At 70.5% G+C, this 25,224-nt stretch carries 22 protein-coding genes; 15 read left to right on the top strand and 7 right to left on the bottom strand.

Features of this window, described 5'->3' with window-relative positions:
• Nucleotides 1-90: 90 nt before the first annotated feature.
• Nucleotides 91-1,362, top strand: coding sequence for an isocitrate lyase (gene aceA, locus ACZ31C_RS11265; RefSeq protein WP_465795146.1), 1,272 nt, complete (start codon nt 91-93; stop codon nt 1,360-1,362).
• Complete coding sequence (aceB, locus tag ACZ31C_RS11270; protein ID WP_465795147.1) at nt 1,359-2,972, top strand: malate synthase A; 1,614 nt, start codon at nt 1,359-1,361, stop codon at nt 2,970-2,972. The genes aceA and aceB overlap by 4 nt, the downstream gene beginning before the upstream one ends.
• 1,230 nt (nt 2,973-4,202) lie before the next feature.
• Here aceB and sthA read toward each other — a convergent pair.
• Nucleotides 4,203-5,606, bottom strand: coding sequence for a Si-specific NAD(P)(+) transhydrogenase (gene sthA, locus ACZ31C_RS11275; protein ID WP_465795148.1), 1,404 nt, complete (start codon nt 5,604-5,606; stop codon nt 4,203-4,205).
• Between the two features lie 148 nt (nt 5,607-5,754).
• On the opposite strand from sthA, the gene ACZ31C_RS11280 reads away from it, so the two are divergent.
• The gene (locus tag ACZ31C_RS11280; RefSeq protein WP_465795149.1) at nt 5,755-6,396 is read left to right on the top strand and encodes a biliverdin-producing heme oxygenase; all 642 of its coding nucleotides are present in this window, start codon (nt 5,755-5,757) and stop codon (nt 6,394-6,396) included.
• Complete coding sequence (locus ACZ31C_RS11285) at nt 6,393-6,707, top strand: DUF2470 domain-containing protein (protein WP_465795150.1); 315 nt, start codon at nt 6,393-6,395, stop codon at nt 6,705-6,707. The genes ACZ31C_RS11280 and ACZ31C_RS11285 overlap by 4 nt, the downstream gene beginning before the upstream one ends.
• A 38-nt stretch (nt 6,708-6,745) precedes the next feature.
• Here the strand turns inward: ACZ31C_RS11285 and ACZ31C_RS11290 are convergent, their stop codons facing one another.
• The 4 genes from ACZ31C_RS11290 to ACZ31C_RS11305 are packed head-to-tail and all read right to left on the bottom strand — an operon-like array spanning nt 6,746 to nt 10,438.
• The gene (locus tag ACZ31C_RS11290) at nt 6,746-7,555 is read right to left on the bottom strand and encodes a heme ABC transporter ATP-binding protein (protein ID WP_465795151.1); all 810 of its coding nucleotides are present in this window, start codon (nt 7,553-7,555) and stop codon (nt 6,746-6,748) included.
• Nucleotides 7,552-8,580 carry a FecCD family ABC transporter permease gene (locus ACZ31C_RS11295; protein ID WP_396748508.1) on the bottom strand — a complete coding sequence of 343 codons (1,029 nt, stop codon included), beginning with the start codon at nt 8,578-8,580 and terminating at the stop codon, nt 7,552-7,554. The genes ACZ31C_RS11290 and ACZ31C_RS11295 overlap by 4 nt, the downstream gene beginning before the upstream one ends.
• Complete coding sequence (locus ACZ31C_RS11300; protein ID WP_465795152.1) at nt 8,577-9,593, bottom strand: heme/hemin ABC transporter substrate-binding protein; 1,017 nt, start codon at nt 9,591-9,593, stop codon at nt 8,577-8,579. The genes ACZ31C_RS11295 and ACZ31C_RS11300 overlap by 4 nt, the downstream gene beginning before the upstream one ends.
• Nucleotides 9,590-10,438: a hypothetical protein gene (locus ACZ31C_RS11305; RefSeq protein WP_465795153.1), complete on the bottom strand. Its 849-nt coding sequence runs from the start codon at nt 10,436-10,438 to the stop codon at nt 9,590-9,592. Before ACZ31C_RS11305 ends, ACZ31C_RS11300 begins: the two co-directional genes overlap by 4 nt.
• Before the next feature lie 134 nt (nt 10,439-10,572).
• Between ACZ31C_RS11305 and ACZ31C_RS11310 the strand changes: the two genes are divergently transcribed.
• The 9 genes from ACZ31C_RS11310 (at nt 10,573) to ACZ31C_RS11350 (ending at nt 22,186) form a co-directional block, all read left to right on the top strand.
• Nucleotides 10,573-12,096: an HtaA domain-containing protein gene (locus ACZ31C_RS11310; protein WP_465795154.1), complete on the top strand. Its 1,524-nt coding sequence runs from the start codon at nt 10,573-10,575 to the stop codon at nt 12,094-12,096.
• 33 nt (nt 12,097-12,129) lie between these two features.
• Nucleotides 12,130-13,137: a WxL protein peptidoglycan domain-containing protein gene (locus ACZ31C_RS11315; protein ID WP_465795155.1), complete on the top strand. Its 1,008-nt coding sequence runs from the start codon at nt 12,130-12,132 to the stop codon at nt 13,135-13,137.
• Nucleotides 13,134-13,943 (top strand): hypothetical protein, encoded by an 810-nt coding sequence (locus ACZ31C_RS11320; protein ID WP_465795156.1) that lies wholly within the window; start codon nt 13,134-13,136, stop codon nt 13,941-13,943. The genes ACZ31C_RS11315 and ACZ31C_RS11320 overlap by 4 nt, the downstream gene beginning before the upstream one ends.
• A 230-nt stretch (nt 13,944-14,173) precedes the next feature.
• Nucleotides 14,174-14,833, top strand: coding sequence for a class I SAM-dependent methyltransferase (locus ACZ31C_RS11325; protein ID WP_465795157.1), 660 nt, complete (start codon nt 14,174-14,176; stop codon nt 14,831-14,833).
• A 115-nt stretch (nt 14,834-14,948) separates the two neighbouring features.
• A complete protein-coding gene (locus ACZ31C_RS11330; protein WP_465795158.1) occupies nt 14,949-17,210 on the top strand; it encodes a catalase in 2,262 nt (753 codons plus the stop codon).
• 145 nt (nt 17,211-17,355) lie between these two features.
• Nucleotides 17,356-18,087: a helix-turn-helix domain-containing protein gene (locus ACZ31C_RS11335; protein ID WP_465795159.1), complete on the top strand. Its 732-nt coding sequence runs from the start codon at nt 17,356-17,358 to the stop codon at nt 18,085-18,087.
• 99 nt (nt 18,088-18,186) lie between these two features.
• Complete coding sequence (locus ACZ31C_RS11340; protein WP_465795160.1) at nt 18,187-19,020, top strand: alpha/beta fold hydrolase; 834 nt, start codon at nt 18,187-18,189, stop codon at nt 19,018-19,020.
• Nucleotides 19,017-19,811 carry an alpha/beta hydrolase gene (locus ACZ31C_RS11345; RefSeq protein WP_465795161.1) on the top strand — a complete coding sequence of 265 codons (795 nt, stop codon included), beginning with the start codon at nt 19,017-19,019 and terminating at the stop codon, nt 19,809-19,811. Before ACZ31C_RS11340 ends, ACZ31C_RS11345 begins: the two co-directional genes overlap by 4 nt.
• 188 nt (nt 19,812-19,999) lie before the next feature.
• Nucleotides 20,000-22,186 (top strand): NACHT domain-containing protein, encoded by a 2,187-nt coding sequence (locus ACZ31C_RS11350; protein WP_465795162.1) that lies wholly within the window; start codon nt 20,000-20,002, stop codon nt 22,184-22,186.
• Nucleotides 22,187-22,304: 118 nt separating this feature from the next.
• On the opposite strand, the gene ACZ31C_RS11355 is transcribed toward ACZ31C_RS11350, so the two are convergent.
• Nucleotides 22,305-23,171 carry a lysostaphin resistance A-like protein gene (locus ACZ31C_RS11355; RefSeq protein WP_465795163.1) on the bottom strand — a complete coding sequence of 289 codons (867 nt, stop codon included), beginning with the start codon at nt 23,169-23,171 and terminating at the stop codon, nt 22,305-22,307.
• Nucleotides 23,172-23,610: 439 nt separating this feature from the next.
• Here ACZ31C_RS11355 and ACZ31C_RS11360 point away from each other — a divergent pair, with 439 nt between their 5' ends.
• A complete protein-coding gene (locus ACZ31C_RS11360; RefSeq protein ID WP_465795164.1) occupies nt 23,611-23,892 on the top strand; it encodes a hypothetical protein in 282 nt (93 codons plus the stop codon).
• A 162-nt stretch (nt 23,893-24,054) separates the two neighbouring features.
• Nucleotides 24,055-24,600 (top strand): nucleotidyltransferase domain-containing protein, encoded by a 546-nt coding sequence (locus ACZ31C_RS11365; RefSeq protein ID WP_465795165.1) that lies wholly within the window; start codon nt 24,055-24,057, stop codon nt 24,598-24,600.
• A 54-nt stretch (nt 24,601-24,654) separates the two neighbouring features.
• Here ACZ31C_RS11365 and ACZ31C_RS11370 read toward each other — a convergent pair whose 3' ends face one another.
• Nucleotides 24,655-25,095 carry a hypothetical protein gene (locus ACZ31C_RS11370; RefSeq protein WP_465795166.1) on the bottom strand — a complete coding sequence of 147 codons (441 nt, stop codon included), beginning with the start codon at nt 25,093-25,095 and terminating at the stop codon, nt 24,655-24,657.
• Nucleotides 25,096-25,224: the final 129 nt, after the last annotated feature.

Consider the following 25,224-nt stretch of genomic DNA (forward strand, 5'->3'; position numbering starts at 1 on the left):
CAGGCCGTGTGACCGTGTGTGACACGCGGCTGGGTGGCGTCGGCGTCGACGCAACGACGGTCAATCGGAAACCCGAAGGGGATGAATACGATGCTTTCCGCGGTCGAGCAGTTGCAGCACGAATGGGAGACCAACCCCCGCTGGCGGGGAGTACGGCGCAGCTACCGCGCCGAGGACGTCGTCCGGTTGCGCGGTGCCATCCAGGAGGAGCACACCCTGGCCCGGCACGGCGCCAACCGGCTGTGGCGGCTGCTCACCAGCGAGGACTACGTCCACGCGCTGGGGGCGCTCACCGGCAACCAGGCGGTGCAGATGGTCCGGGCCGGACTCAAGGCGATCTATCTGTCCGGCTGGCAGGTCGCCGCCGACGCCAACCTGGCCGGACACACCTATCCGGACCAGAGCCTCTACCCGGCCAACTCGGTGCCGGCCGTGGTGCGTCGGATCAACAACGCGCTGCTGCGGGCCGCCCAGATCACCACCGCCGAGGGCGACACCTCGGGCATCGACTGGCTGGCCCCGATCGTCGCCGACGCGGAGGCCGGGTTCGGCGGCGTGCTCAACGCGTACGAGCTGATGAGCGCGATGATCGCGGCCGGTGCGGCCGGGGTGCACTGGGAGGACCAGCTCGCCGCCGAGAAGAAGTGCGGCCACCTCGGCGGCAAGGTGCTCATCCCCACCGGGCAGCACGTCCGCACGCTGGAGGCGGCCCGCCTCGCCGCCGACGTCGTCGGGGTGCCGACCGTGGTGGTGGCCCGCACCGACGCGCAGGCGGCCACCCTGCTCACCACCGACGTGGACGAGCGGGACCGCCCCTTCGTCACCGGCGAGCGCACCTCGGAGGGCTTCTACCGGGTCCGCAACGGCATCGAGCCGTGCATCGCCCGAGGGCTCGCGTACGCCCCGCACTCCGACCTGCTCTGGATGGAGACCAGCACGCCGGACCTGGAGGTCGCCCGCCGCTTCGCCGAGGCGATCAAGGACGAGTACCCGGACCAGCTGCTCGCCTACAACTGCTCGCCGTCGTTCAACTGGCGCAAGCACCTCGACGACGCCACCATCGCCAAGTTCCAGCGCGAACTCGGCCACATGGGATACAAGTTCCAGTTCATCACGCTGGCCGGCTTCCACGCGCTGAACTACTCGATGTTCGACCTGGCCCGGGGCTACGCCGCCGAGGGGATGCCGGCGTACGTGTCGCTCCAGGAGCAGGAGTTCGCGGCCGAGGCCGCCGGTTACACCGCGGTCAAGCACCAGCGCGAGGTGGGCACCGGCTACTTCGACCTGATCAGCACGGTGCTCAACCCGGCCGCCGAGACCACCGCCCTGCGCGGCTCGACCGAGGAGGAGCAGTTCGCATGAGGTACGAGATCATCGGCCCGGTGGCGGAGCGCTTCGACGAGGTGCTCACCCCCGAGGCGCTGGAGTTCCTGGTCACACTGGACAGCGAGTTCGCCGCCCGTCGGGTGGCGCTGCTGGACACTCGACGGGCCCGCCGGGACCGGTTCGCCACCGGCCAGGTGCCCGACTTCCTGCCGGAGACCATCGGCGTCCGCGCCGATCCGAGCTGGCGGGTGGCGCCGCCCGCCCCCGGCCTCGAAGACCGGCGGGTCGAGATCACCGGCCCGCCGGACCGCAAGATGACGATCAACGCGCTGAACTCCGGTGCCCGGGTGTGGCTCGCCGACTTCGAGGACGCCACCGCCCCCACCTGGGACAACGTCATCGGTGGGCAGCTCAACCTGATGGACGCGCTGGACCGCCGGATCGACTTCACCGACGCGCGCGGCAAGCGGTACGCGATCGGCGACGACCTGGCCACCATCGTGGTCCGTCCACGCGGCTGGCACCTGGTCGAGAAGGGGATCGTGGTGGACGGGCGGCCGATCTCGGCCAGCCTGGTCGACTTCGGTCTCTACCTCTTCCACTGCGCCCGGCGGCAACTCGCGGCCGGCGCGGGACCGTACTTCTATCTGCCGAAGCTGGAGGACCACCGCGAGGCGCGGCTGTGGAACGACATCTTCGTCTTCGCCCAGCACTACCTGCGGCTGCCGCAGGGCACGATCCGGGCGACCACCCTGATCGAGACCATCACCGCCGCCTTCGAGATGGAGGAGATCCTCTACGAGCTGCGGGACCACTCGGCGGGGCTGAACGCCGGCCGGTGGGACTACATCTTCAGCATCATCAAGAACTTCGGGCAGTGGCCGGACTTCGTCCTGCCGGACCGGTCCGAGGTCACGATGACCGTGCCGTTCATGCGCGCGTACACCGAGCTGCTGGTGTGGACCTGCCACCGGCGCGGGGCGCACGCGATCGGCGGCATGGCCGCGTTCGTGCCCAGCCGCGACCCGGAGGTCAACAAGACGGCGCTGAGCCGGGTGCGGGCCGACAAGCAGCGGGAGGCCGCCGCCGGCTTCGACGGCTCCTGGGTGGCCCACCCTGGCCTGGTGCCGACCTGCCGCGAGGAGTTCGACGCGGTGCTCGGCGAACGCCCGCACCAACTCGACCGGCAGCGTGACGACGTCGAGGTCACCGCCGCCGACCTGCTCGCCGTGGACAAGACCCCCGGCCAGGTCACCGAGGCGGGGCTGCGGTCCAACATCGCGGTGGCGCTGCGCTACGTCGACGCCTGGCTCGGCGGGGCCGGTGCGGTGGCCCTGTGGAACCTGATGGAGGACGCGGCGACCGCCGAGATCGCCCGCTGCCAGGTCTGGCAGTGGCTGCACCACGGCACGCCGCTGGCCGGCGGCGGCAGCGTGACCGAGGAACGGGTCCGGGCGATCCTCGACGAGGAGCTGGCCACCCTGGTCGAGGGGCGCGGTGACACCGCCGGGCGCGAGCGCGCCGGACACGCGGCGCGCATCGTCGAGGAGACCGCTCTCGGCGAGGACCTGCCCGCCTTCTTCACCACCGGTGCGTACGCCCGCCACCTCGGCCCGGTGCGCCGCCCGGCTCCGGTCACCGGCTGAGCGTCCGCCGTCGATCGCACGAAGAACGCCCGACCGGCGCTGGCGGCGACCCCGGCTGGCACTGGCGCTGGCAGCGGTTCCGGCTGGCACTGGCGCTGGTGGCGGGTCGGACCGGGGCCGACGGCGGCCCGGCCGGCGGAGGCGGTGGGCCCGGTCCGGCCGAGCTGGTGGCGGGTCCGGCCGGCGCCGCTGCCCTTCGTCGTGGTCCTCACCGCACCCGTGCCGGTGGCCGAGCGGTGTCCGGTGCTTGGGTCGTGTCGGCCGGGCCCGGTCGTCCGTCAGGAGTGCGGTGGCGGATCGTCATCGGGCCGGTCCGGGGCTTGCCGGTCGGGCACTGTCGAGCTGAGAGCGTTGGTGGATCGTCGTCGGGTTGTTCGTGTCGGGCGTTCGGGCAGCGCCGTGCTGAGCATGGCGGTCGGCCGTTGTCGGGCCGGTGTGGGTCGTGCTGGTCGGAGGCTGTCGAGCTGAGAGCGTCGGCGGATCGTCGTCGGAATGGTTCGTGTCGGGCGGTTGGGCAGTGCCGTGCTGAGCATGGCGGTCGGGCGTCGTCGGGCCGGTGCAGGTCGTGCTGGTCGGGGCGCTGTCGAGCTGAGAGCGTCAACGGATCGGGACTCCCTCTGGCTGCCCGTGCCCGGACTCCGATCCGTGCCCGGACTCGGAGCTTCCCTAACCTCGCCCCTTGGCCAGGCTCGGACCGTCGCCGGATACGCACCTTGCCAAGGCTCGGACGTTGTCCAGGCTCGGACCTTTTCCCAGATACGCACTCTGCCGAGGCTCGGACGTTGTTCGGGATTGGACCTGTACCGGGGGCGGGGGTGGGAACGGGCTCCTGCCACGGCGTCCGGCGAGGTGGTCAGGGCGGATGATCGGCGGGCAGTCGGTGGGACTGAACGGTTGCGGGCCCCAAGGCGGTCGCGGTCGCGGAGTGGCGGTGGCCCCCCCCGGCCGAACGATCGAGACGGGTGACGGCACAAACGGGTCAGCTCGACAGTGCTCCCAGCAGACACCACGTGGGCAGCATCGCAGCAGCACACGATCGCCCGGCTGGTCCCTGCGCCCCGGCTGGGCTGCGCTTGCTGGTCCGTGCGTCGGCTGGCCTCCGCGCGAGGGCACGAAGCCGGTGCCGAGGGGGACAGCCACCTGGGGACCTGGTCTCGCCGCCGTCGGCCGCGAAGCCGCGAGGCCGCGAAACCAGGCCGCGAGACCAGGCCGGGCGGTCAGGCCGGGCGGTCAGGTGTCGATCCGGGTGATGTTGCGGATCTTGTTGGACGCGTCCAGCGCCGCGACCTTGTAGGCCTCGGCCAGCGTCGGGTAGTTGAACACCGTGTCGACCAGGTAGTCGACCGTTCCGCCGCAACCCATCACCGCCTGCCCGATGTGGACGATCTCGGTCGCGCCGGTGCCGAAGACGTGGACGCCCAGCAGCCGACCGTCGTCCGGTGAGACGAGCAGCTTCAGCATGCCGTACGAGTCGCCGACGATCTGGCCGCGCGCCAGCTCGCGGTAGCGGGCGACGCCCACCTCGAACGGTGTGGCGCTCTCGGTCAGCTCGTCCTCGGTCTTCCCGACGAAGCTGATCTCCGGGATGGTGTAGATGCCGATCGGTTGCAACTCGTGCATCGGGCGTTCCGGCTCGCCGCAGGCGTGCTGGGCGGCCAACCGGCCCTGCTCCATCGAGGTGGAGGCCAGCGCCGGGAAACCGATCACGTCACCGACGGCGTAGATGTTCTCCACCGTGGTCCGGTAGTTCGCGTCGACCTCGATCCGGCCGCGCCGGTCGGCGGTCAGCCCGGCCGACTCCAGGTCCAGTCCGTCGGTCTGGCCCTGCCGTCCGGCCGAGTACATCACCGTGTCGGCGACGATCCGCTTGCCGCTCTTGAGTACGCACAGCGCCGCGTTCTGGTGCTTCTCCACCGCGGCGACCTCCTCGCCGAAGCGGAACGTCACCGACAGGTCGCGCAGGTGGTACTTGAGCGACTCGATGATCTCCTCGTCGCAGAAGTCGAGCATCCGCTCGCGGCGTTCCACCACGGTCACCTTGGTGCCCAGCGCGGCGAACATGGAGGCGTACTCCATGCCGATCACGCCCGCGCCGACCACGACCATGCTGCGCGGCACTGCCTGGAGGTTGATGACCCCGTCGGAGTCGACGATGGTCCGGTCGTCGAAGTCGACGCTGTCCGGTCGGGCCGGTCTGGTGCCGGCGGCGATGATGGCCTTGTCGAACGTGATCTTCGAATCCCGTCCGGAGCCGCCGTCGACCCAGACCGAGTGCGGGTCGGCGAAGCGGCCGGTGCCGGTGATCAGGGTGACCCGGTTGCGGGTCAACTGGTTGCGGATGACGTCGGTCTGTCGGTTGATCACGTGCTGGGTGCGGGCCGCCAGGTCGCTGACGGTGATCTCGTCCTTCACCCGGTAGCTGCTGCCGTACAGGTCTCGTTGGCTCAGGCCGGTCAGATAGAGCACGGCCTCGCGCAGGGTCTTCGAAGGGACGGTGCCGGTGTTGATGCAGACTCCGCCGAGCATGTCGCGTCGATCCACGACGGCCACCCGTCGGCCGAGTTTGGCGGCGGCGATGGCGGCCTTCTGACCGCTCGGCCCTGAGCCCAGTACCAACAGGTCGTAGTCATACACGATCACTAGCGTCGCAAGATGTGGTGGACCGCGCCAGGCCAGGCGACCAAGCGGAACAAGGGTTTACCTTCCTGGAATGTTGACCTGGTGCCCTCTCCCCACCGACCGATGATCATGATAGGTTAGCCTTACCTAACAGGAGGTGTTCATGGGGTTCGCCGCACAGGTGCGCGAGTTGACCAGGGCGGACCACCGGGCCGCGCAGAACGTGACGTATTTCGACGCCCTGTTGTCGGGGCAGCTCGACCGGACCGGGTACGCCGCGTTGCTGGAGCAGCTCCACGTCGTCTACCAGACGTTGGAGGAGGCCGCCGAGGCGATGCGGGACGACCCGGTCGCCGGGCCGTTCGTCGTGGAGGAACTGCGCCGCCTGCCCCGCATCGTCGACGACCTGCGGTTCCTGCACGGCCCCGACTGGGCCACCCGGATCGCGCCGAGCCCCGCCACCCGGCAGTACCAGGAACGCCTGCGCGAGGTCGCGTTCACCTGGCCGGCGGGCTTCGTCGCCCACCACTACACGCGGTACATGGGTGACCTCTCCGGCGGGCAGGTGATGGTGCGGGCGGTGCGCCGCACGTTCGGGCTCGACACCGACGGCGTCCGGTTCTTCCTCTTCCCGGACCTGGACGCGAAGGACTTCAAGCAGCACTACCGCGAGCTGCTCGACACGGCGCCGTGGGACGAGGTCGAGCGGCAACGCTTCCTCGACGAGGTGTCGTGGGCGTACCGGCTGAACACCGAGATGATCGCCGAGCTGGGCCGGGACGTGGTGCGGGGGAGTGCCGCGTGAGCGCACCGAACCCGTTCCCGCCCGAGGTGGTGTCGGCCGTGATGCGGCACATGAACACCGACCACGCCGACGACTGCCGGCTGATCTGCCAGGGGCTGGGCGGTGCACCGGCCGCCACCGCGGCGGTCATGTCCGGGATGGACGCCGAGGCGATGTACTTCGCGGCCACCGTGGAGGGTGCTCCGGTCCCGGTGCGGGTGCCCTTCAGCGCTCCGCTCACCGAGCGGCGGCAGATCCGGGCCGAGGCCGCCCGGATGTACCGGGAGGCGTGCGCGGCGCTGGGCGTGACCCCGCGTCCCGACGCGAGCTGATCCCGTACGACGGCCCGCCGGTCACCACCGGCGGGCCGTCACTCGTCGGTGCGGACCGGCACCACCAGCGGCACACCCGTACGCGGATGCGGCAGCACCTCGATCTCGTGCTGGTAGACCTCGCTGAGCCGGTCGGCGGTGAGCACCTCGACCGGTGGCCCGTCGGCGACCAACCGTCCACCGGCCAGCAACGCGATCCGGTCCGCGTACGCGGCGGCCAGCGCCAGGTCGTGCAGGACGACCACCACCGCGCCGCCCTGGCGGGCCCGCTCGCGTGCGAGCCGGAGCACCAACTCCTGGTGGTGCAGGTCGAGCGCGGCGGTCGGCTCGTCCAGCAGCAGCATCGGGGTCCGTTGGGCGAGCACCCGGGCCAACGCCACCCGCGCCTGCTCGCCGCCGGAGAGCGCGGAGAAGACCCGGTCGGTGAAGGACTCGATGCCGGTCAGCCGCAGGGCCTCGCGGATCGCGTCGTCGTCCTCGTCGGCGTACCGCGTACCGGCCCAGGGGGCGCGGCCCATCGCGACCACCTCGCCGACGGTGAACGGGAACGTCATGGTGGCCCGTTGCGGCAGCATCGCGCGGAGTTGGGCCAGCTCGACCGGAGCCCAGCGGTGCAGCGGCCGACCGGCGAACGCGATGTCACCGGAAGCCGGAGCCAGGTCACCGCAGATGGCGCCGAGCAGGGTGCTCTTGCCGGCGCCGTTCGGCCCGACCAGCGCCAGCAGCTCCCCACCCTGGACGTCGAGGGTGACGTCGGTCAGGATCGGTCGGCCGCCGCGCCGGACACCCAACCGGTCCACCCGCAGACCGATCGGTTCGCGACCGACCTCCGGCACCGTCCGTCTCATCCCCATCCTCCCGCCCGTGCCCGGGTCCGGCGCAGCAGCCAGAAGAAACACGGGCCACCCACCACGGCGGTCAGCACGCCGAGCGGCAGTTCCTGGTAGTCGACCAGGGTGCGGGCGGCCAGGTCCCCGGCGACGACCACGATGGCCCCGCCCAGCGCGCTGGCCGGCAGGAGCAGCCGGTGACCCGGCCCGGCGACCATCCGGACCAGGTGCGGCACGACCAGCCCGACGAAGGAGATCACGCCGGTGAAGGCCACTGCGGCGGCCCCGAGCAGCGCGGTCACCCCGATCATGGCCAGCCGCAACCGTTCCACGTGGACGCCCAGGTGCCGGGCCGACCGGTCACCGAGGGCCAGCAGGTCCAGGCGGCGGGCGGTGGCGACGGCGATCGCGATGCCGACGGCCGCGCACGGCAGGGTCACTCCCACGGCCGCCCAGTTGGCCTGGGCCAGGCTGCCGAGCTGCCAGAACGCGATGGCACGTACGGCGTCGGCGTCGCCGAAGAACATCAGCAGGCCGATCAGCGCGCCGGCCACCGCGTTGACCGCGATGCCGGTCAGCACCAGCGTGACCACCTCGGTGCGTCCGCCGGTGCGGGACATCGAATAGACCAGGGCGGTGGCGGCGAGACCGCCGAGGAAGGCCCCGACCGCGACGGTCCAGCCGCCGAGGGTGGCGACACCGGTGATGATGACCGTGGCGGCACCGACCGCGGCACCCGAGGAGACGCCGATGACGCCCGGTTCGGCCAGCGGGTTGCCGAAGACGCCCTGCATCAGCGCGCCCGCGCAGCCGAGCGCGGCACCGACGACGACGGCGAGCACGACCCGGGGGAAGCGCACCACCCAGAGCGCGCTCTCCCCGTGCGGGGCGCTCGGCAGTGGCCCGACGTCGAGCCCGATGCGGTGCAGCAGCGAGCCGAGCACCTCGGCGGGCGGCACCTGGACCTGCCCGGTGCCGGCCGCGACGAGGCAGAGCAGGACCAGGGCGACGCTCAGCCCGACCAGCAGCAGGGGTCGTCTCATGTGCACGGTCGGTGGACCGCCTCGGCGAGGGCCTGGATGGTGCGGCCGGTCCGAGCCCCGAAGCTCAGCAGCATCCCGTCGTCCATGTCCACGATCCGGCGGTGCTGACCGGCCGGGGTCTGGCCGACGCCGGGCAGGGCGAGCAGGCCGTCCACGCCCTTGACCGACTCCAGCCCGTCGGTCATCACCAGGATGACGTCCGGTGCCGCGTTGATCAGACCCTCGCTGGTCAGCGGCCGGAACCGGGAGAGTCCGATCTCGGTGCCGGCGTCGGTCGCGCCGATCGCCCGGATCATCTCGTCCGAGCCGGCGCCCTTGCCGCCGATCAGGTATACCCCGGCGGTACCCCGCACGTAGAGGAACGCGATGCGCAGTGGCGAGCCGTCCGCCGGGGCGCTGCGGCGGGCCTGCGCGATCTCCGCCTCCACCCGGGACACCAGGAGTTCCCCGGCCGCCGGTACGCCGAGGGCGGCGGCGATGGCCCGGATGTTGCGCGGGATGGCGGCGAGGCTCTGCTCGTCGTCGATCAGGACCACCGGGATACCGGCCCGACGGAGTTGGGTGAGTACCTCGGGCGGGCCGATGCTGGTGTCGGCGAGTACCACCGTCGGGTTCAGTCGCAGCACCGCCTCGGCGGCCAGGTCGTGTCCGGCCGGCGTGACCACCGGCAGGTGCGCGGCGGCGGCGAAGGTGGTGGAGGTGTCCCGCCCGATCACCCGGCCGCCGAGGCCGAGGCTGAAGACGATCTCGGCGATGGAGCCGTACAGGTTCACCGCGAGGACGCGGCTGGCGTCGGTGACGGTGACCGTCGTCCCGTCGGCCGAGTCCACGGTGGCCGGCAGGCTGCTGCCGGGGTCGCCGCCGACCGGGACGACGTCGGTGTCGGTCACCACGGCGGTGGCGGGCCCGCAGCCGGTCGCCGAGGTGACACCCGGCGTGCCGGCGGCGGCGTCGCAGGCGACGAGACCGAGCAGCGCGGGCAGTGCCAGCAGGGCGGGCAGTACGCGCCTCACCGCTGCGCCTGCCGACGTCGGCGGATCCGCAGGACCACCAGCAGGACCAGCAGTACGGCGAGTCCGGCGACGGTGACAGTGAACCAGCGCCCGGCCGGTCCACTGTCGCTGACCTGGGTGGTGAGCAACTGCTGGTCGGCGCTGACCGGATCACCACCGGTGCCGCCCGCGCCGGTGGCCGTACCCGCCTCGGGCGGAGCCGATCCCTCGACGGCGCCGGCCGGCGGGGTGGTGCCGGTGGGTGCGCCGGAGGCGGCCGGTGCCGGGGCGGCGGAGGTCCGAGTGGCGCCGCCCGGGGCTGACGACGCGGGGGCGGCGGCCCGGGTGGTCGGGCTGGCCGCCGGTGCGGCGAAGGTGACCGGCACCTTGACGTCCTGCGAGCGGTCGGAGCTGCGGGTGTGGTCGTTGCGGCTGGCCACCACGCAGCGCCGGACGGTGCAGTCCACGTCGCCGATCGTCGCGGTCAGCCGGAGCCGGACGCTGAACGAGCCGCCGGAGCCGTACGGGACGGCCAGCCCCTCGCCGTACGCGGGCGGGTTCGAGGAGATCCAGTGCGAGGCGCCGGTCGCGCCGCTGGTGTCGATGCCCCCGCCGCAGGGCGAGGGCGGTGCGCCGGCACCGTTGTCGACGCAGTACGCGACGTAGATGCCTTTGGCGGTGTCGAAGCCGGATCCGGAAACCGTGACGGTGGCACCGGCGAGGGGGATCGCGGTCGTCCGGCTGACGGAGAGGCGTTGGCCGTCGGGGCCTCTGCCGACCGTGTCCGCGTACGCGGGGCCGGCCGCGAGGGCGCCGATGACCAGCAGCACCGCGCTGACCAGGGCGGCGGCGAGGCGGGCAGGCATTAGTGACCTCCGAAGATTGGTTAGGCTAACCTAAGTAGATCTTGCTGCTTCCGCAAGAGGGTGTTCGGAGGATTTCTCAAAAGATTAGGTCAGCCTAACCTAATCACGCCCTACCCCCTACGAGAGGAAGACTCATGTCCGTACCCAGACCCGGCGGTATCCGCCGACGGTCGTACCGGTGGGCGTCGGCAGCGGTGCTCGGCGCCGCCGCGTCACTGGCCGTGGTGGCCCCGGCGACGGCGGCACCCGCCGACGTCACCGCGGGAAGCCTCGACTGGGGCTTCAAGAGCTCGTTCCGGGCGTACGTCTCGACCGGTAACGGCAATCCGCCGATCGGGGTCGCCGACGGCGCCACCCGCAACGCGGACGGCACCTTCACGTTCCCGGTCACCGGCGGCACGTACGACAGCGCCACCGGCGCGACCACCGTCAACTACGGCGGCACGGTCGTGTTCTCGTACCCGTCGCACTTCTTCAAGATCACCCTGGCCAACCCCACCGTGGTGGTGGACGGCGCCGGCGGTTCGTTGCTCGCCGACGTCGACCTCGAGGTCAGCGGCGGCGGGTTCGAGCCGGTGCAGATCGAGCAGGCCGCCATCGCCACCCTCGGCACCGGCGGCACCAACCCGACCGTCTCGGGCGACTCGGTGAGCTGGAGCAACCTGACCACCACGCTCACCGAGACCGGTGCCACCGCCTTCGCCGGCTTCTTCACCGCCGGCACGGCGATGGACCCGACGTCGTTCACCTTCACCACCGGCGCGGGCGGCGGCCCCGCCACCCCGTCGGTGACCGTGGACCCGTCCGCCGCCCTCGACCCCGAGGGGACGTCGGTCACCGTCACCGGCTCCGGGTTCGACCCGGACGCCAACGGCGGCGTCGGTGTCTATGTGGCGTTCGGCCCGAAGGTCGACAACCACTGGGTGAACTCCCGCCCGTACAAGCCGGTGAAGTGGGTGCACAAGAACGCCTCGTCGTCCGCGGCGCAGGTCAGGCTCGCCGCCGACGGCACCTTCTCCACCACGTTGGACCTGGTGCCGAGCTACACCGACGGCAACGGCGACACGGTCGACTGCACGGTGACCCAGTGCTACGTGCTGACGTTCGCCGCACACGCCTCCAGCGACCGCAGCCAGGACACCTTCACCCCGATCACCTTCCGGGGGGCCACCGGTGGCCCCAGCGGCGCCGAGCAGGAGATCACCGCCACGGTGCTCCAGTCCGGTCCGCTGACGCTGACCTCGTCGGGCAGTGCCGTGGCGCTGTCGGCCGTGCACCCCGGCGGGGTCGCCGACGGTGCGCTCAACGCGGTGACCGTCAGCGACCTGCGCGGCACCAACGCCGGCTGGAACGTGGTCGGTCAGGTGGAGGACTTCTCCAGCGCGCTCGGTGGCACCATCGCCGCCGACAACCTCGGCTGGACGCCGAACGCGTCCGTGCTCGCCGACAAGCTGGTGGGCTTCTCCGGGGTGGTCACCCCGGGCGGGCGGGCCAACCCGGGTGACGGCACGGGTCTGGGCAGCGCCCGTACCCTGTGCGGCTCCGCCGCCGGTGCCAGCGCTGGCAGCTTCCGGTGCGGTGCCGACCTGGGCCTCGGGGTCCCGGCCGCCACCGGTCCGGGTGACTACACCGCCACCCTGACCCTCACCCTGTCCTGACGCGTGGAAGGGCATCTTGTTGTGCGCAGATCGATGACGAGGTGCCCTTCCCCGCACCTGGTCGCCGTGACCCTGGTCCTCACCGTCCTCGCCGGCGTGCTGGCCGGCGGACCGGCCGTCGCCCTCGCCGCGCCGGCACCCGCGCCGTCACCGTCGCCGAGCGACGCCGGGTTCACCTGGGCGGTGCAGCCGTCCGGACCGTCCGGCCCCACCGGCCGCAGCTACTTCGTCCACGACGCCGAACCCGGTCAGGTGATCGAGGACCGGGTGGCGCTGACCAACCTGAGCACGACCGCGATGACCTTCGCGGTGTACGGCGCCGACGCCTTCACCACCGACGACGGCGGCTTCGCGCTGCAACCGGCCAGCCGTCCGGCGGTGGACGTGGGCGCCTGGACGCAGTTCGCCGAGCGCACCTACCGGGTGCCGGCGGGCGAGCAGGTGATCCTGCCGTTCCGGATCGGCGTACCGGCCAACGCCAGCCCCGGTGACCACGCCGGTGGTGTGGTCGCCTCGATCGCCCAGGTGGCGGAGGGCGGCGGGCAGGTCAGGCTCGACCGTCGCGTGGCCGCCCGGATCTATCTGCGGATCGCCGGCCCGGTGCGCCCCGGCCTCCAGGTCGAGGCGATGCGGATCGGCTACGACAACCCGGTCAACCCGTTCGGCACCGGGCCGGTCGTGGTCAGCTACCGGCTGCGCAACACCGGCAACACCCGGCTGACCGGCACCACCCAGGTACGCCTGACCGCGCCGTTCGGCATCGGACTGGCCCGCACCGAGCCGGTCACCGTGCCCGAGTTGCTGCCCGGCGCGGCGATCACCGTCACCGAACAGATCAACGGCGTGGTGCCGGCCGGACGGCTGGCCGCCGACGTGGCCGTCGACCCGGCCACCCCGGACCGGATGCTGCCCACCGTGCACCGCACCGCCGCGACCTGGGCCGTGCCCTGGGTCTGGACGGCACTGCTGCTCGCCGCCCTCGGCGCGCTGCTGGTCAGCCGGGTGCGGGCGATCCGGCGTCGCCGGTCGACACCGGCATGAGGTGGCTCGCGTACGGTGCCGTCGCCCTGCTGGCCGGCCTCGCCCTGACCGGTGCCCCGACGCCGGACCCCCGGGTGGCGCTGGACCGGGCCGAGGCGAGACCGGGGGAGCAGGTGCTGGTCCGGCTCACCGGTTGGCCCGCCGGCACCGTCGTGATCGAGCTGTGCGACGCGGGTACGCCGCCCCGCTGCGCGGTGGACACCTCGGCCCAGATCCACCTGCCCGGCACCGGTGCCGGTGGGACGCCGCTGACCGTCGTCGCGCCACCCGACGGCTGCCCCTGCCAGGTGCGGGTGCGCACGATGGAGGGTCGGCTCGCGGCGACCGCGCCGCTGCGCGTGACCGGCGCGACCCGGCGATCCGGCGGCACCGTCCGGCAGACCGGAACTCGCCCCCCAGTCGTCGTCGGAGCACACGTCGAACGCGACGGCGGCTGGCCCGCCCTGTTCGGTGCCGCCGCGCAGCGGACCGTGGTGCTGCGGCTGCGCAACGACGAGCCGGTGCCGGTGGCGGTGGCGCTGTCGTTCACCGTCGGTCGGGGACCGGAGCCGACCGGCTTCGTCGCGTCCCCGGACACGCCGGATCTCGCCGCCGGGGAGGAACGCGTCGTGCGGATCCCGATGGCCCTGCCGGCCCCGGCCGTCGGCGACTACCGGATCCACGGCGAGGTGGTCACCTCCGGCGCGGCCCGCCGGGTGGAGGCGACCACCGACCACCACCCGTGGGGGCTGGCCGGGCTCTTCGGCTTCGCGCTGCTCGTGCCGGTGGCGGCCGAGCTGCGCCGCCGCCGCTTCTCCGAGCGGTGAATCGCCCACCGCCCGCCCCACCGCCCGCCCCACCGCCCGCCCCACCGCCCGCCCCACCGCCCGGCCCACCGCCCGGCCCACCGCCCGGCCCACCGCCCGGCGCGTCGATCAAGAAGTTCTGGTCACGGCACCTCGGCGCGCAGGGCCAAAACCTCTTGATCAACCGGCTGCCGGCCTGGAGCCGGGGGTGGTCGGGCGTGGTGGGCGGGTGGCACGATCGGGGTGGGCCGATGTCCGGGTCGCGGCGGGTCGATCGGGAGAGCGGGGTGCTGCACATGCGACGACGTGACCGGCTCATCCGCCACTGGAACGACCGCGCCGCCGGTTACGACCGGAAGATGGCCTCGACGGAACGGCGTCTGCTCGCCGACAGCCGCCGCTGGGTGTGCCGGCGCGCCGCCGGAGCCACCCTGGAGATGGCCGTCGGCACCGGGCTCAACTTCCCGCACTATTCCGCCGACGTACGACTCTCCGGCGTCGACTGGAGCCCACAGATGGCGAGTGCCGCCCGGCGTCGCGCCACCAGCCTCGGGCGGCCGGTCATGCTCGCCGCCGCCGACGCCAGCGCGTTGCCATTCCCCGACGCGCGGTTCGACACCGTCGTCTGCACCTTCGCGCTGTGCTGCGTTCCCGACGAGCGGGCCGCCCTCGCCGAGGCGGTCCGGGTGCTGCGGCCCGGCGGTGACCTGCTGCTCGCCGACCACATCGTCGCCGCCCACCCGCTGCTACGCGCCGCGCAGCACGTCGTCGACCTGGTCAGCGTGCCGTTGCAGGGTGAGCACTACACCCGTCGCCCACTGCACACCCTGCGACAGCTCGACGTCGAGGTCGTCGCCACCGAACGACTCACCTACGGCACCATCGAACGCGTGCACGCCCGCCGGACCTAGCCGAGCACCGAGGGACGGGCCTTACCAGACTCATACCGTTCGCCCTGTTTTGCCGACTCCGGCCAGGGTATCGCGGTGGCATCCGGTACTTGTGTTCCAGGAGGTACTTGCCGATATGGATGCCCGTAACCCCGCGAAGGTGGTCAAGGACGCGGTCGAGTCCGCCGCGGAGAAGGTCACCGACGCCCTCACGCCGGAAGTGCCCGGCAAACCGGGCAGCGCGCCACCGACCGTGTCGGAGCCGACCACGCCACAGGATCCGCTGCCGCCAAAGCCGGAGCAGGGCAGCCCGCAGACCCGTACGCCGACCGGCGCGCGCACCGGCGCTCCGGCCACTGCCAACGGTCAGCAGGGCGCCTACCTGACCACCGCGCAGGGGGCGCGGCTGCGCGACACGGACCACTCGCTCAAGGCCGGTCCCCGGGGACCGGTGCTGCTCCAGGACCACCACCTCCGCGAGAAGATCACGCACTTCGACCACGAGCGCATCCCTGAGCGGGTCGTGCACGCCCGAGGTGCGGGAGCGCACGGCGTGTTCACCGCGTACGGCGCGGCCGAGGCCGTGACCAGGGCGGGATTCCTCCGCAAGGGGCGGACGACCGACGTGTTCGTCAGGTTCTCCACCGTCCTCGGGTCACGCGGCTCGGCGGACACCGTGCGCGACACCCGGGGCTTCGCCACGAAGTTCTACACCGACGAGGGCACCTTCGACCTGGTCGCCAACAACATGCCGGTCTTCTTCATCCAGGACGCGATCAAGTTCCCGGACATCATTCACGCCGGCAAGCCACACCCGGACCGCGAGATCCCGCAGGCGCAGAGCGCGCACGACACGTTCTGGGACTTCGTCTCGCTGCACACCGAGGCGCAGCACCACACCATCTGGAACATGTCCGACCGGGGCATCCCGCGCTCGTACCGGACCATGGAGGGCTTCGGCGTACACACCTTCCGCCTGGTCAACGAGGCGGGGGAGACGGTGCTGGCCAAGTTCCACTGGAAGCCCAAGCTGGGCGTGCACTCCCTGGTGTGGGAGGAGGCCCAGATGCTCGCCGGCATGGACCCGGACTTCCACCGGCGCGACCTGTACGACGCGATCGAGGCGGGCGCCTTCCCGGAGTGGGAACTCGGTCTCCAGGTCTTCCCGGACACCCCGGAGGAGACGTTCGCCGGCATCGACCTGCTCGACCCGACGAAGATCGTGCCGGAGGAACTCGCCCCGGTGCAGGTGGTCGGCAGCCTGACGCTGAACCGTACGCCGACGAACTTCTTCGCCGAGACCGAGCAGGTCGCCTTCCACGTCGGTCACCTGCCGCCCGGCATCGACGTCACCAACGATCCGCTGTTGCAGGGCCGCCTCTTCTCGTACGTCGACACCCAGCTCACCCGCCTGGGCGGGCCGAACTTCCCGCAGATCCCGATCAACCGGCCGCACGCGGCCGTCAACGACATGCTGCGCGACGGCTTCCACCAGCACGCCGTGCACGCCGGGGTGGCACCGTACCGGCCGAACTCGCTCGACGGCGGCAACCCGTTCCCGGCCGGCGACGCCGAGAACGCCTTCGTGGACGTGCCGGTGCGGGTGGCCGAGGCGCCGAAGATCCGGGCCAACCCGGTCTCCTTCGACGACCACTACAGCCAGGTGCGACTCTTCTGGCTGAGCATGTCGCCGGTGGAGCGGGAGCACATCATCCGCGCCTACACCTTCGAGCTCGGCAAGTGCTACCACCAGGAGATCAAGGAACGGCAGCTCCAGTGCCTGGCCAACATCGACCCGGTGCTCTGCGCCCAGGTCGCCACCGGTCTCGGGCTGCCCGCGCCGGAGCCGACCGTGCCGCTCGCCGACGTCACGCCCAGCCCCGCGTTGTCCCAGGTGGGACGGCAGTGGCCGGCCGACGGGCGAATGGTGGGCATCGTCGTCGACCCGGAGGCCGATCTCGACACGGTCCGCGACGTGCGCCAGGCGGTCTTCGCCGCCGACATGGTGCCGCTGCTGATCGCCCCGCACGGCGGTCTGATCGGTGACCTTCCGGCGCAGCGCAGCTTCGCCACCGGCCGGTCGGTGGAGTTCGACGCGCTGTTGATCGCCGCAGCACCGGCCCCGGCACCGGACGCGCTGCCGGCCCGCGACGCCAAGGCCGGTGCGGCTCCCACCGGCCCGGTCGACCCCCGGGTGCTGCTGATGGTGCAGGAGTGCTGGCGGCACGCCAAGGCGATCGGTGCCTGGGGCCCCGGCGTCTCCGTGCTGGAGCAGGCGGGCATCGCCGGTACGCCCGGTGTCATCACCGACGACTCGGGCGAGGACGTCTTCACCGCAGTGCACCGGCTGATGGCCGACCACCGGGTCTGGGAACGGTTCCCCGCCTCGGTCGGCTGACCCACCGACTGGTCCGCGGGGGCGGTCCGTCGCACGGCGACGGGCCGTCCCCGCATCCGTGCACTGTCGGACGCGCCCGTGCACTCACAGCCCTCCCCGCCCCGTCGGGCCAGCGTTAGGTTTCGATCCGACGGAGGGAGGGAGCATGCTCGTGCTGGACACCGGTGCCCTGCCGGTCGGCGAGCGCGCCGAGGCGTTCCAGGCCACGGTCAGCGCCAACTGCTCGTCGAGCATGGCGTCGTTCGAGGACCCGGCCGCGATCCACGCCCGGATGACCGTCTTCGACTTCGGGCCCGCGAAGGTCTTCAACATCGAGGCGTCAGGCACCACGCTGCGGCGTACCCCTCGGATGTCGCGGGCGGAGACCGAGACCTCGATCGTGCTGGCCGTGCCGCTGCGCACCGACAACCACCTGAGCTGGGCGCGCGAGGACCGCCGGTTCGGGCCGTGCGAGCTGATGCGGGCGCTGGTGGTCTCCGCCGCCGGCAGTGGTCGCCTGCTGCGCGACACCGTCGAGTCCTCGATGTACGCACGCGTCGCGGCGTACGTCCGCGCGCACCTGCGCGAGCCCAACCTGACCCCGGCCCGCGTCGCCGCCGCCAACGCCATCTCGCTGCGCGCCCTCTACAAGCTGTACGAGGAGAGGGGCCAGAGCCTGGAACAGTCGATCATCGAGCAACGCCTCCAGGGTGCCCGCGCCGAGCTGACCGCCTCGCACCGGCGGTACACCTCCATCGCCGCGCTGGCCCGCGCATGGGGCTTCTCCAGCCCGAGCTTCTTCTCCCACCGCTTCCGGGCGGCCTTCGGGCTGACCCCGCGACAACTGGCCGCGACGAGGCCGACCACCCGTGTTCCGGTACCGGCCCGCTCGCGTTGAACCGGTGTGCCGTCAGGTGCAAGAACCGTGCGCCGACACGAAACCCGGGCCGCGCGATCGGTGCGACATTTCTCCCCCAGGCAGCGAAAGGACGGCAGGATGCCCTTCGTCACGACCGCGGACGGCGCGGAGATCTTCTACAAGGACTGGGGTACGGGACGACCGGTCGTGCTCAGCCACGGCTGGCCGCTCAACTCCGACAGTTGGGAGGCGCAGGCGCTGTTCCTCGCCTCGCACGGCTACCGGGTGATCGCGCACGACCGGCGCGGGCACGGACGCTCCACCCAGACCTGGCACGGCAACGAGATGGACACGTACGCCGACGACCTGGCCACCCTGGTCGACACGCTCGACCTGCGGGACGCGACGGTCGTCGGGTTCTCCACCGGCGGGGGAGAGATCACCCGGTACATCGGCCGGCACGGCACCTCGCGGGTGGCACAGGCGGTGCTGGTCTCCGCCGTACCCCCGCTGATGTTGCGCACCGACGACAACCCGGACGGCGTACCCGGGGAGGTCTTCGACGGCCTGCGGGCCGGGTCGCTGGCGGATCGGTCGCAGCTCTACCGGGATCTCGCCGACGGTCCCTTCTTCGGCAACAACCGGCCTGGGGTGGAGATCTCCGCCGGGATCCGGGACGCGTTCTGGCGGCAGAGCGTGCAGGCCGGGCACCGCAACGCGTACGAGAGCATCGCGGCCTTCTCGGCCACCGACTTCCGGGCCGACCTCGCCCGGTTCGACGTGCCGACGCTGGTCATCCACGGCGACGACGACCAGGTCGTGCCCTTCGACGTCGGCGGCAAGGCGTCCGCCGCGCTGATCAAGGACGCCAGGCTGATCGTTTACCCGTCGGCGCCGCACGGCATCACCGACACTCACAAGGAGCAGCTCGGCCAGGACCTGCTGGCCTTTCTGAAGGAGTACGACGCATGAGCACGATCGTCCTGGTGCACGGCCTGTGGGTCACCTCGCGCAGCTGGGAACACTGGGTGCCGTACTTCGAGGCGCAGGGGCACACGGTGCTGACGCCGACGTACCCGGGCTTCGAGGTGGAGGTGGAGGCGCTGCGCGCCGACCCGACGCCGATCGCGACGGTGACCGTCCCGGAGACCGTGGCGCACCTGGAGAAGGTCATCACCGCGCTGCCGGAGAAGCCGATCATCATGGGTCACTCCTTCGGCGGTACCCTGACCCAGCTCCTGCTCGACCGGGGAAACGGCGCGGCCGGCGTCGTGATCAACTCGGCGCCGCCCGAAGGTATCCGGGTGAACCCGCCCTCGCAGATCAAGTCGCTCTTCCCGATCCTCAACAACCCGGCCAAGCGCCACCGCGCGGCCGGGTTCACCCCGGAGCAGTTCCACTACGCGTTCACCAACACCCTGCCCGAGGACGAGGCCCGCGCCGCCTACGACCGGTACGCGATCGCCGCGCCGGGAAGCTGGGTCTGGTCCTACGGCCTGCTCGCCAACTTCACTCCCGGCAAGCAGGAGACCTGGGTCGACTTCCGGAACGAGGGGCGCGCCCCGCTGCTGTTCATCGCCGGGGGCAAGGACCACATCATGCCGGCCTCGGTGAACCGCTCCAACGCCCACCACTACAAGGCGCCCGGCACCGTCACCGACTTCCACGAGTTCCCCGAGCGCTCACACTGGACGTGCGCGGAGCCCGGCTGGGAGCAGGTCGCCGACTACGCCCTCGACTGGGCCCAGCGCCACGCCGTCTGACTCTCCGGTCCATAACAAAGGGTGACTGGTGGTTGCGGGGCAACGGGCGTGGTCATCGGTGATCGTCCAGGTTCGTTACCCGGACGGTCACTGAAAGGCCACGCCCGTCTTCACTGGCAGATGTCCGAGGCTAAGGCGTCTACAACGGTTGCGTCTGCCCTGGCGGGCTCCGGTGTCGTGCCGCCGACTTGAATCTTGCGTTGCAGGTAGGCAATCAGCAGAATGTGCCGATGGCCGGCCGCAGATTGTTTGCATACGCAGTTTCGGCACTATGTGTTGTAATCGGCGGTGGTCTTGGTTACCTGGTCAGGGTTGAAGGGCCGGAACATGCCGCTGCCTGGGCGCAACTGTTGTCCCTCGTGCTGGCAATTGTCCCGCTACTTGCTCTCCGGCGGGCCTCGGTATCCAGAAATATGACGACGCCGGATCAACTAGACCAGGCGCAGCGCGCGCTGGCTACCGTTGTTTCGAATCAATGGAGGGAGGAAATCCTTCTGCGTCAGCTCGATGACCCGGCGCCATTGGTCGTCCGCTGGCGGATGGTGGAGGCCGAGGACAGCCAATCAGATAGGCGAAGCGCACGGTCTCGCTTGCGTCGGTCTGTCAGGGCGATTGGGCGCCGTCGCTTCGAGTGGCGAACCGATCAAATGGCGGCGATGGCCAGCGGATTCATCGGGCTGGAGTGCCGGCGCCTCGTTGTGCTCGGTGACCCCGGAGCAGGAAAGACCACACTTGCCGTCTTGCTGCTCCGGGAACTGCTTAAGCAGTGTGGTGATGGTGTCCCTGTTCCCGTCCTCTTCTCCTTGTCGGATTGGCGGCCTAGGCAGCAGCCGTTGCGCGACTGGTTGGCCACACGTCTGGCTGTTGAGTACCCTCTACTGCGTGCTGATGAGTTCGGCCTTGACGCGGCACGGCTGCTCGTGGACGATCGTCGGATCATTCCTATCCTTGATGGGCTCGACGAGATGCCAACTTCGGTGCGAGCTGTGGCGGTTTCCGCCCTGAACTCGGAGTTGACGAAGGATGACCTGCTTATTCTTACCTGTCGAACCGTGGAATACGAGTTGTTGCTCGATTCGGGCGTCGGTGTTAGCAGGGGTTCTGTTCTTCTTCCGGCGCCGCTCGACCGTCAGGACATCAGCACCTATCTGCGGAGCTGTCTAGTCCGGCACTCCGGCCCGATGGACAACTGGCGCCAATTGCTTCACGGGTTGGCCGACGGCAAGGCTACGCCATTGTCTGGTGCGCTGGCCACGCCACTCGATCTATGGCTTATGCGGAAGGTCTATATCGAGTCGGGTGCCGACCCAAGCATATTTGCCGATCGCACACGATTCCCGGACTCCTCCAGCGTGACAGATCATCTGCTTGATCATCTTACGTCTGCATCATTGACGGTGGCGGAAGGGCGTGATCGGTACACGCGCACCGCCGGTAGTGGCTTGCGGCCCGAGGATGCCAAGCGATGGTTGGGGTTTCTGGCGCACCATCTTGATTGCATTGGTATGAGTGATATCGCCTGGTGGCAATTGCGCCGCGCCTTGGAGTTGAGGCCGATCCATCGGTGGTTGGTAGGCATCGCTCTGGGCCTCGTGTTTGGAGCGCTCACCGGTGCTTCAGGCTGGTTTGCCGGCGTTGTTCTCGGCGTGCCTTTGGTCGCATCGATGACTGGTTTCGTCGGCGGTCTGGTACTCGGACTGGCCTTCGGTCTGGCGTCTGATACGACTGCGACACCTGCTCACGCCGATCTGAGACTCTCCATCGGCAGGATCGGTCCGCTCGCTCGTGCACTCTCCTTCACCATTTCGATCTATTTCGTGATTGGCGGGATCGTCGGTGTCGGACTCCACCTGGCGGGTGTGCCGATAATTGGCATCACGGAATTTTCGATCATCGGCGTGCTGTTTGGTTTCGTGCACGGACTCATGGTCTGGATGGCCAAACCGGTGACCGACTACCGGACTCAGAGCCCGACCAGAACTCTGCGCGGTGACATTCAACTCGCATTGGCGCGCACGTCGGTCTTCGCCTTGTCTGGCGGCCTGGTTGTCGGATTGCTAGCGAGAGCCATGGGTCCTTATTCCGCAGTTTTGGTGCCCGCGTTGGCGCTTGCATTTGGTGTTGTGCTGAAGAGGGGCTCCGCGCCCAAAGTCGCAAGCACCGTCTACCTGTCCTGCGTGACTTTTCTGTCGCTACGCAAAGACCTGCCGATAACCCTTATGAGGTTTCTCAGGCTGATGCATAACCTGGGTGTTCTGCGGCAGGTCGGACCTGTATATCAGTTCCGACATGCCAAGTTGCAAGCCCGCCTGGCGCTTGATTATCGACAGGCTCATCGCGCGCAGTTGGGGGGTGCCGTGTCAACGCGGGACTGACGTGATCATGTCGAGGGGCAACCGTACACACAGGATGGTGTGTCCACTTGCCACAGTGGTCTGATCAGCGGGATCGGGCCGCGCGTCGGTGGTCCGCACGGTTGCCCGGTCTCCCGGCTCACCCGGCGACCAGCATGCCGACGTCCACCCCCAGTTCCGGGGCGCAGTGCAGCAGGAACGCGGGCCACACGCTGCCGGTACGCGCCCAGATCCACCCCAGCGCCAATCCCATCACGGTCGCGAAGAGGCCACCGGCGACGTTGAAGCCCCAGACGCCGTCGAGGTCGACGAGGATGCCGTGGCCGGCGCCGAAGACCACGCTGGTCAACACGATGCCCCAGCCGACGGGCGCACCGAGCACGATCCAGGGCGTACCGAAGGCCCGGTCGAGCACCGCGATCATCGCGGCCCGCCAGATCAACTCCTCGGTCAGGTTCGGGATCGTGGCGTTGAAGGCCAGCCGCTCGGCGTCCACGGTCGTGGCGGCCGACGGATCCAGCGCGACCGCCAGCGCGGTGAGCCCGACGAAGAACCCGAACACGACGGCGATGGTGAGCAGCGCCGGCCGGGCCGAGCCGGGCGTGATCCTCAGCCGCAGGCCCGCCTCGGCACGCGCCCACCGGTGCAACATGCCGAACAGGATGGCCAGCCAGACCAGGTCGAGCACCTTGCCCTGCCAGTGCCGATCGAGCGCGTCGAACACCGGGAGCGGCGCCATCCGGCCGGAGACGGAGGTGAGCAGCACGAGGTAGCCGACCACGGCGACCGCGAGCCAGGTGCCGGGTGTGCCCACGATCCGCCGTACCGCTGTGGTGCCACGCCGGGCCGCCGTGACCGTGAGAAGGACCAGCAGCGTCACGAGCAGCGTGCCGACCAGGGCCGAACCCCAGGCCGTCGCCACCGCGACACTGCGGGCGGCCTCACCCAGCCCGTCGGGAACGATCCACGCGTACGCGACGAAGACCACCACGAGCGGCACCAGCACGGGTACCACCCAGCGACCCGTCTCCGCAGGTCGCACCAGTCGCCCGACATCCTTCGTGTCCCTGCCCAAGATCCCCATGCGAGCCGACGCTACCCCGCGCCCGCCAGTCGACCCGGCCTGTGCTCAGCGCACGGTGAGCGGCGTGCCAGTGGTGACCTCCATGACCTCGGCCCCTATCGAGCTGACAGCACAGACGGATCAGCCTGCCCCTCGCGCCAGTCGCGCCGAAACGTGGGTCGCCACCGGTCCCAGACCACACCTTCATGGATGTTGCTGCCTCCGCCGGCAGCGAGACAGCACATCCATGAAGGTGCTCGGGACGGCGCTGACGTTGGTCATCGGATTCCCGCTCGGCATGCGCAACGTCCACAGCGGTGTGAGGATCGAGCTATCTCCTCTGTCCGGTCTGGGCCGGTCGGACATGTCTCCAGGAGGTTCCGTGCCGCCGATGCTGAACCTCGTCGCCGGCTGGCTCTGCCTCATCTTCGGTGTGCTGTTCACGGCGCGTGCGGTGAACCTCCTGCGCACCGAGGGCCGGCAGAGTCGGCCGACGTCCCGGACGGGGCACCTGACCGTGTACGAATTGCTGTGGCAGGGCGCGGCGGTGACCCTGCTCGGGATCGGCAACCTGCTCGGCGGCCGGTGGGCGTACCTGGCCGTCGCAGCGGTCGTGGTGATCATCGTGATCGGCGTACGGGTCTTCGTGCGCCTGCTCCGCTGAGCAGCTGACCCGCCCTGCGTCTCATCGTGGCAGTGTGGCTGTTCGCACGTCGGCGTGTCGGCCAGCCACACTGCCACGATCAGGGAATCCTGTCGCGCTCCTGGCGCAGAGGGAGCGCGGACGGGGTCCACAGGCGGGCTCGGCACCGGGCAGGATCAGGTTGTGAACGAGAAGACCCACGGGCAGTTACGTGTCATTCGCGAGGTCGTGGCGGTCCTGCGGGCAGCCGATATCGCAGCATGGTTGTTCGGGGGCTGGGGACTCGACGCGCGGATCGGTCGTATCACCCGCGAGCACGGCGACGTGGAGTTCTGGGTGGAGCGTATCCACGCCGACCGGTCGAAGGCGCTGCTCGTGGGAGCGGGCGCCACGGCGCTGGCGACCCAGCCGCCAGTGGAGTCGTGCGAGTTCACCTGGGACGGTGTCTCCTTCAGCACCGCCTACTTCGACCGGCGTCCAGACGGGTGGTTCCACCAGCCGTTGGGGCGGTTCTCGGACTGGATGTTCCCGCCAGGATCGTTCGACGACGAGCCGGTGACACTCGACGGTACGCCGGTGCTGGCCATGAGTATCCCGGGCATGCTGGCCATGAAGGAGCAGTACCCGCACCTGCGCAACGGTCGGCCATGGCGGCAGAAGGACATCGGCGACATCGGGGTACTCCGGCGGCTGCTGGCTTCCTCGGAGCCGGCCGGCGGTCCTCTCTGAGCGGGTCCGAGCAGCACAACGGCCGTCCTTTGGGGGCATCGGCCGGCTGTCTGTTCAGAGCACGAGCAACAGGACGGGCGGCGGCACCAGCAGGGCGATGATGCCGACCCGGACCGGTCGGAGCACACGGGGCAGGCAGGCTAGCGTGACGGCCGCGTAGCACGTGCCCCAGATCGATGCGTAGACCGCGACCGGCGGCAATCCGGACGGGTCGATGGTCTGCTGGTAGAGGCCGAGGGCGAAGCCTCCGGCGGCCAGTCCGCCGATCGTGACCGTCGGAGCCACCCAGGCCGGTCCGGTCAGCGCCAGCAGCACCCAGCTCACCACCACGATCGTCGGCAGCCCGACGACTAGGGAGAGAAACAGCAGACCGAGCGAGTCTTCGGCGGGCCGGTCCTGCTCACTCAAGGCTCGCCAGGTCGCGCCGATCGTGGTGCCGAACACCGCGCCGAGGAGCGCTGCGTTCGCTACCCGCCAGGCCGAAGAGGTGGGCATGGGAGAACCTGCCAGAGGGGAGCGCCGCTGCTGAGGTCGGACCGGCTGATCCTGACAGCGGCTCGGATGTCGTTCCCCGGTCATCGTAGGGCGCGGACCGGGAGGTGGGTTGTCCCCGCGTGCGTCAGG

Source organism: Micromonospora sp. NPDC023869, from assembly GCF_055559695.1.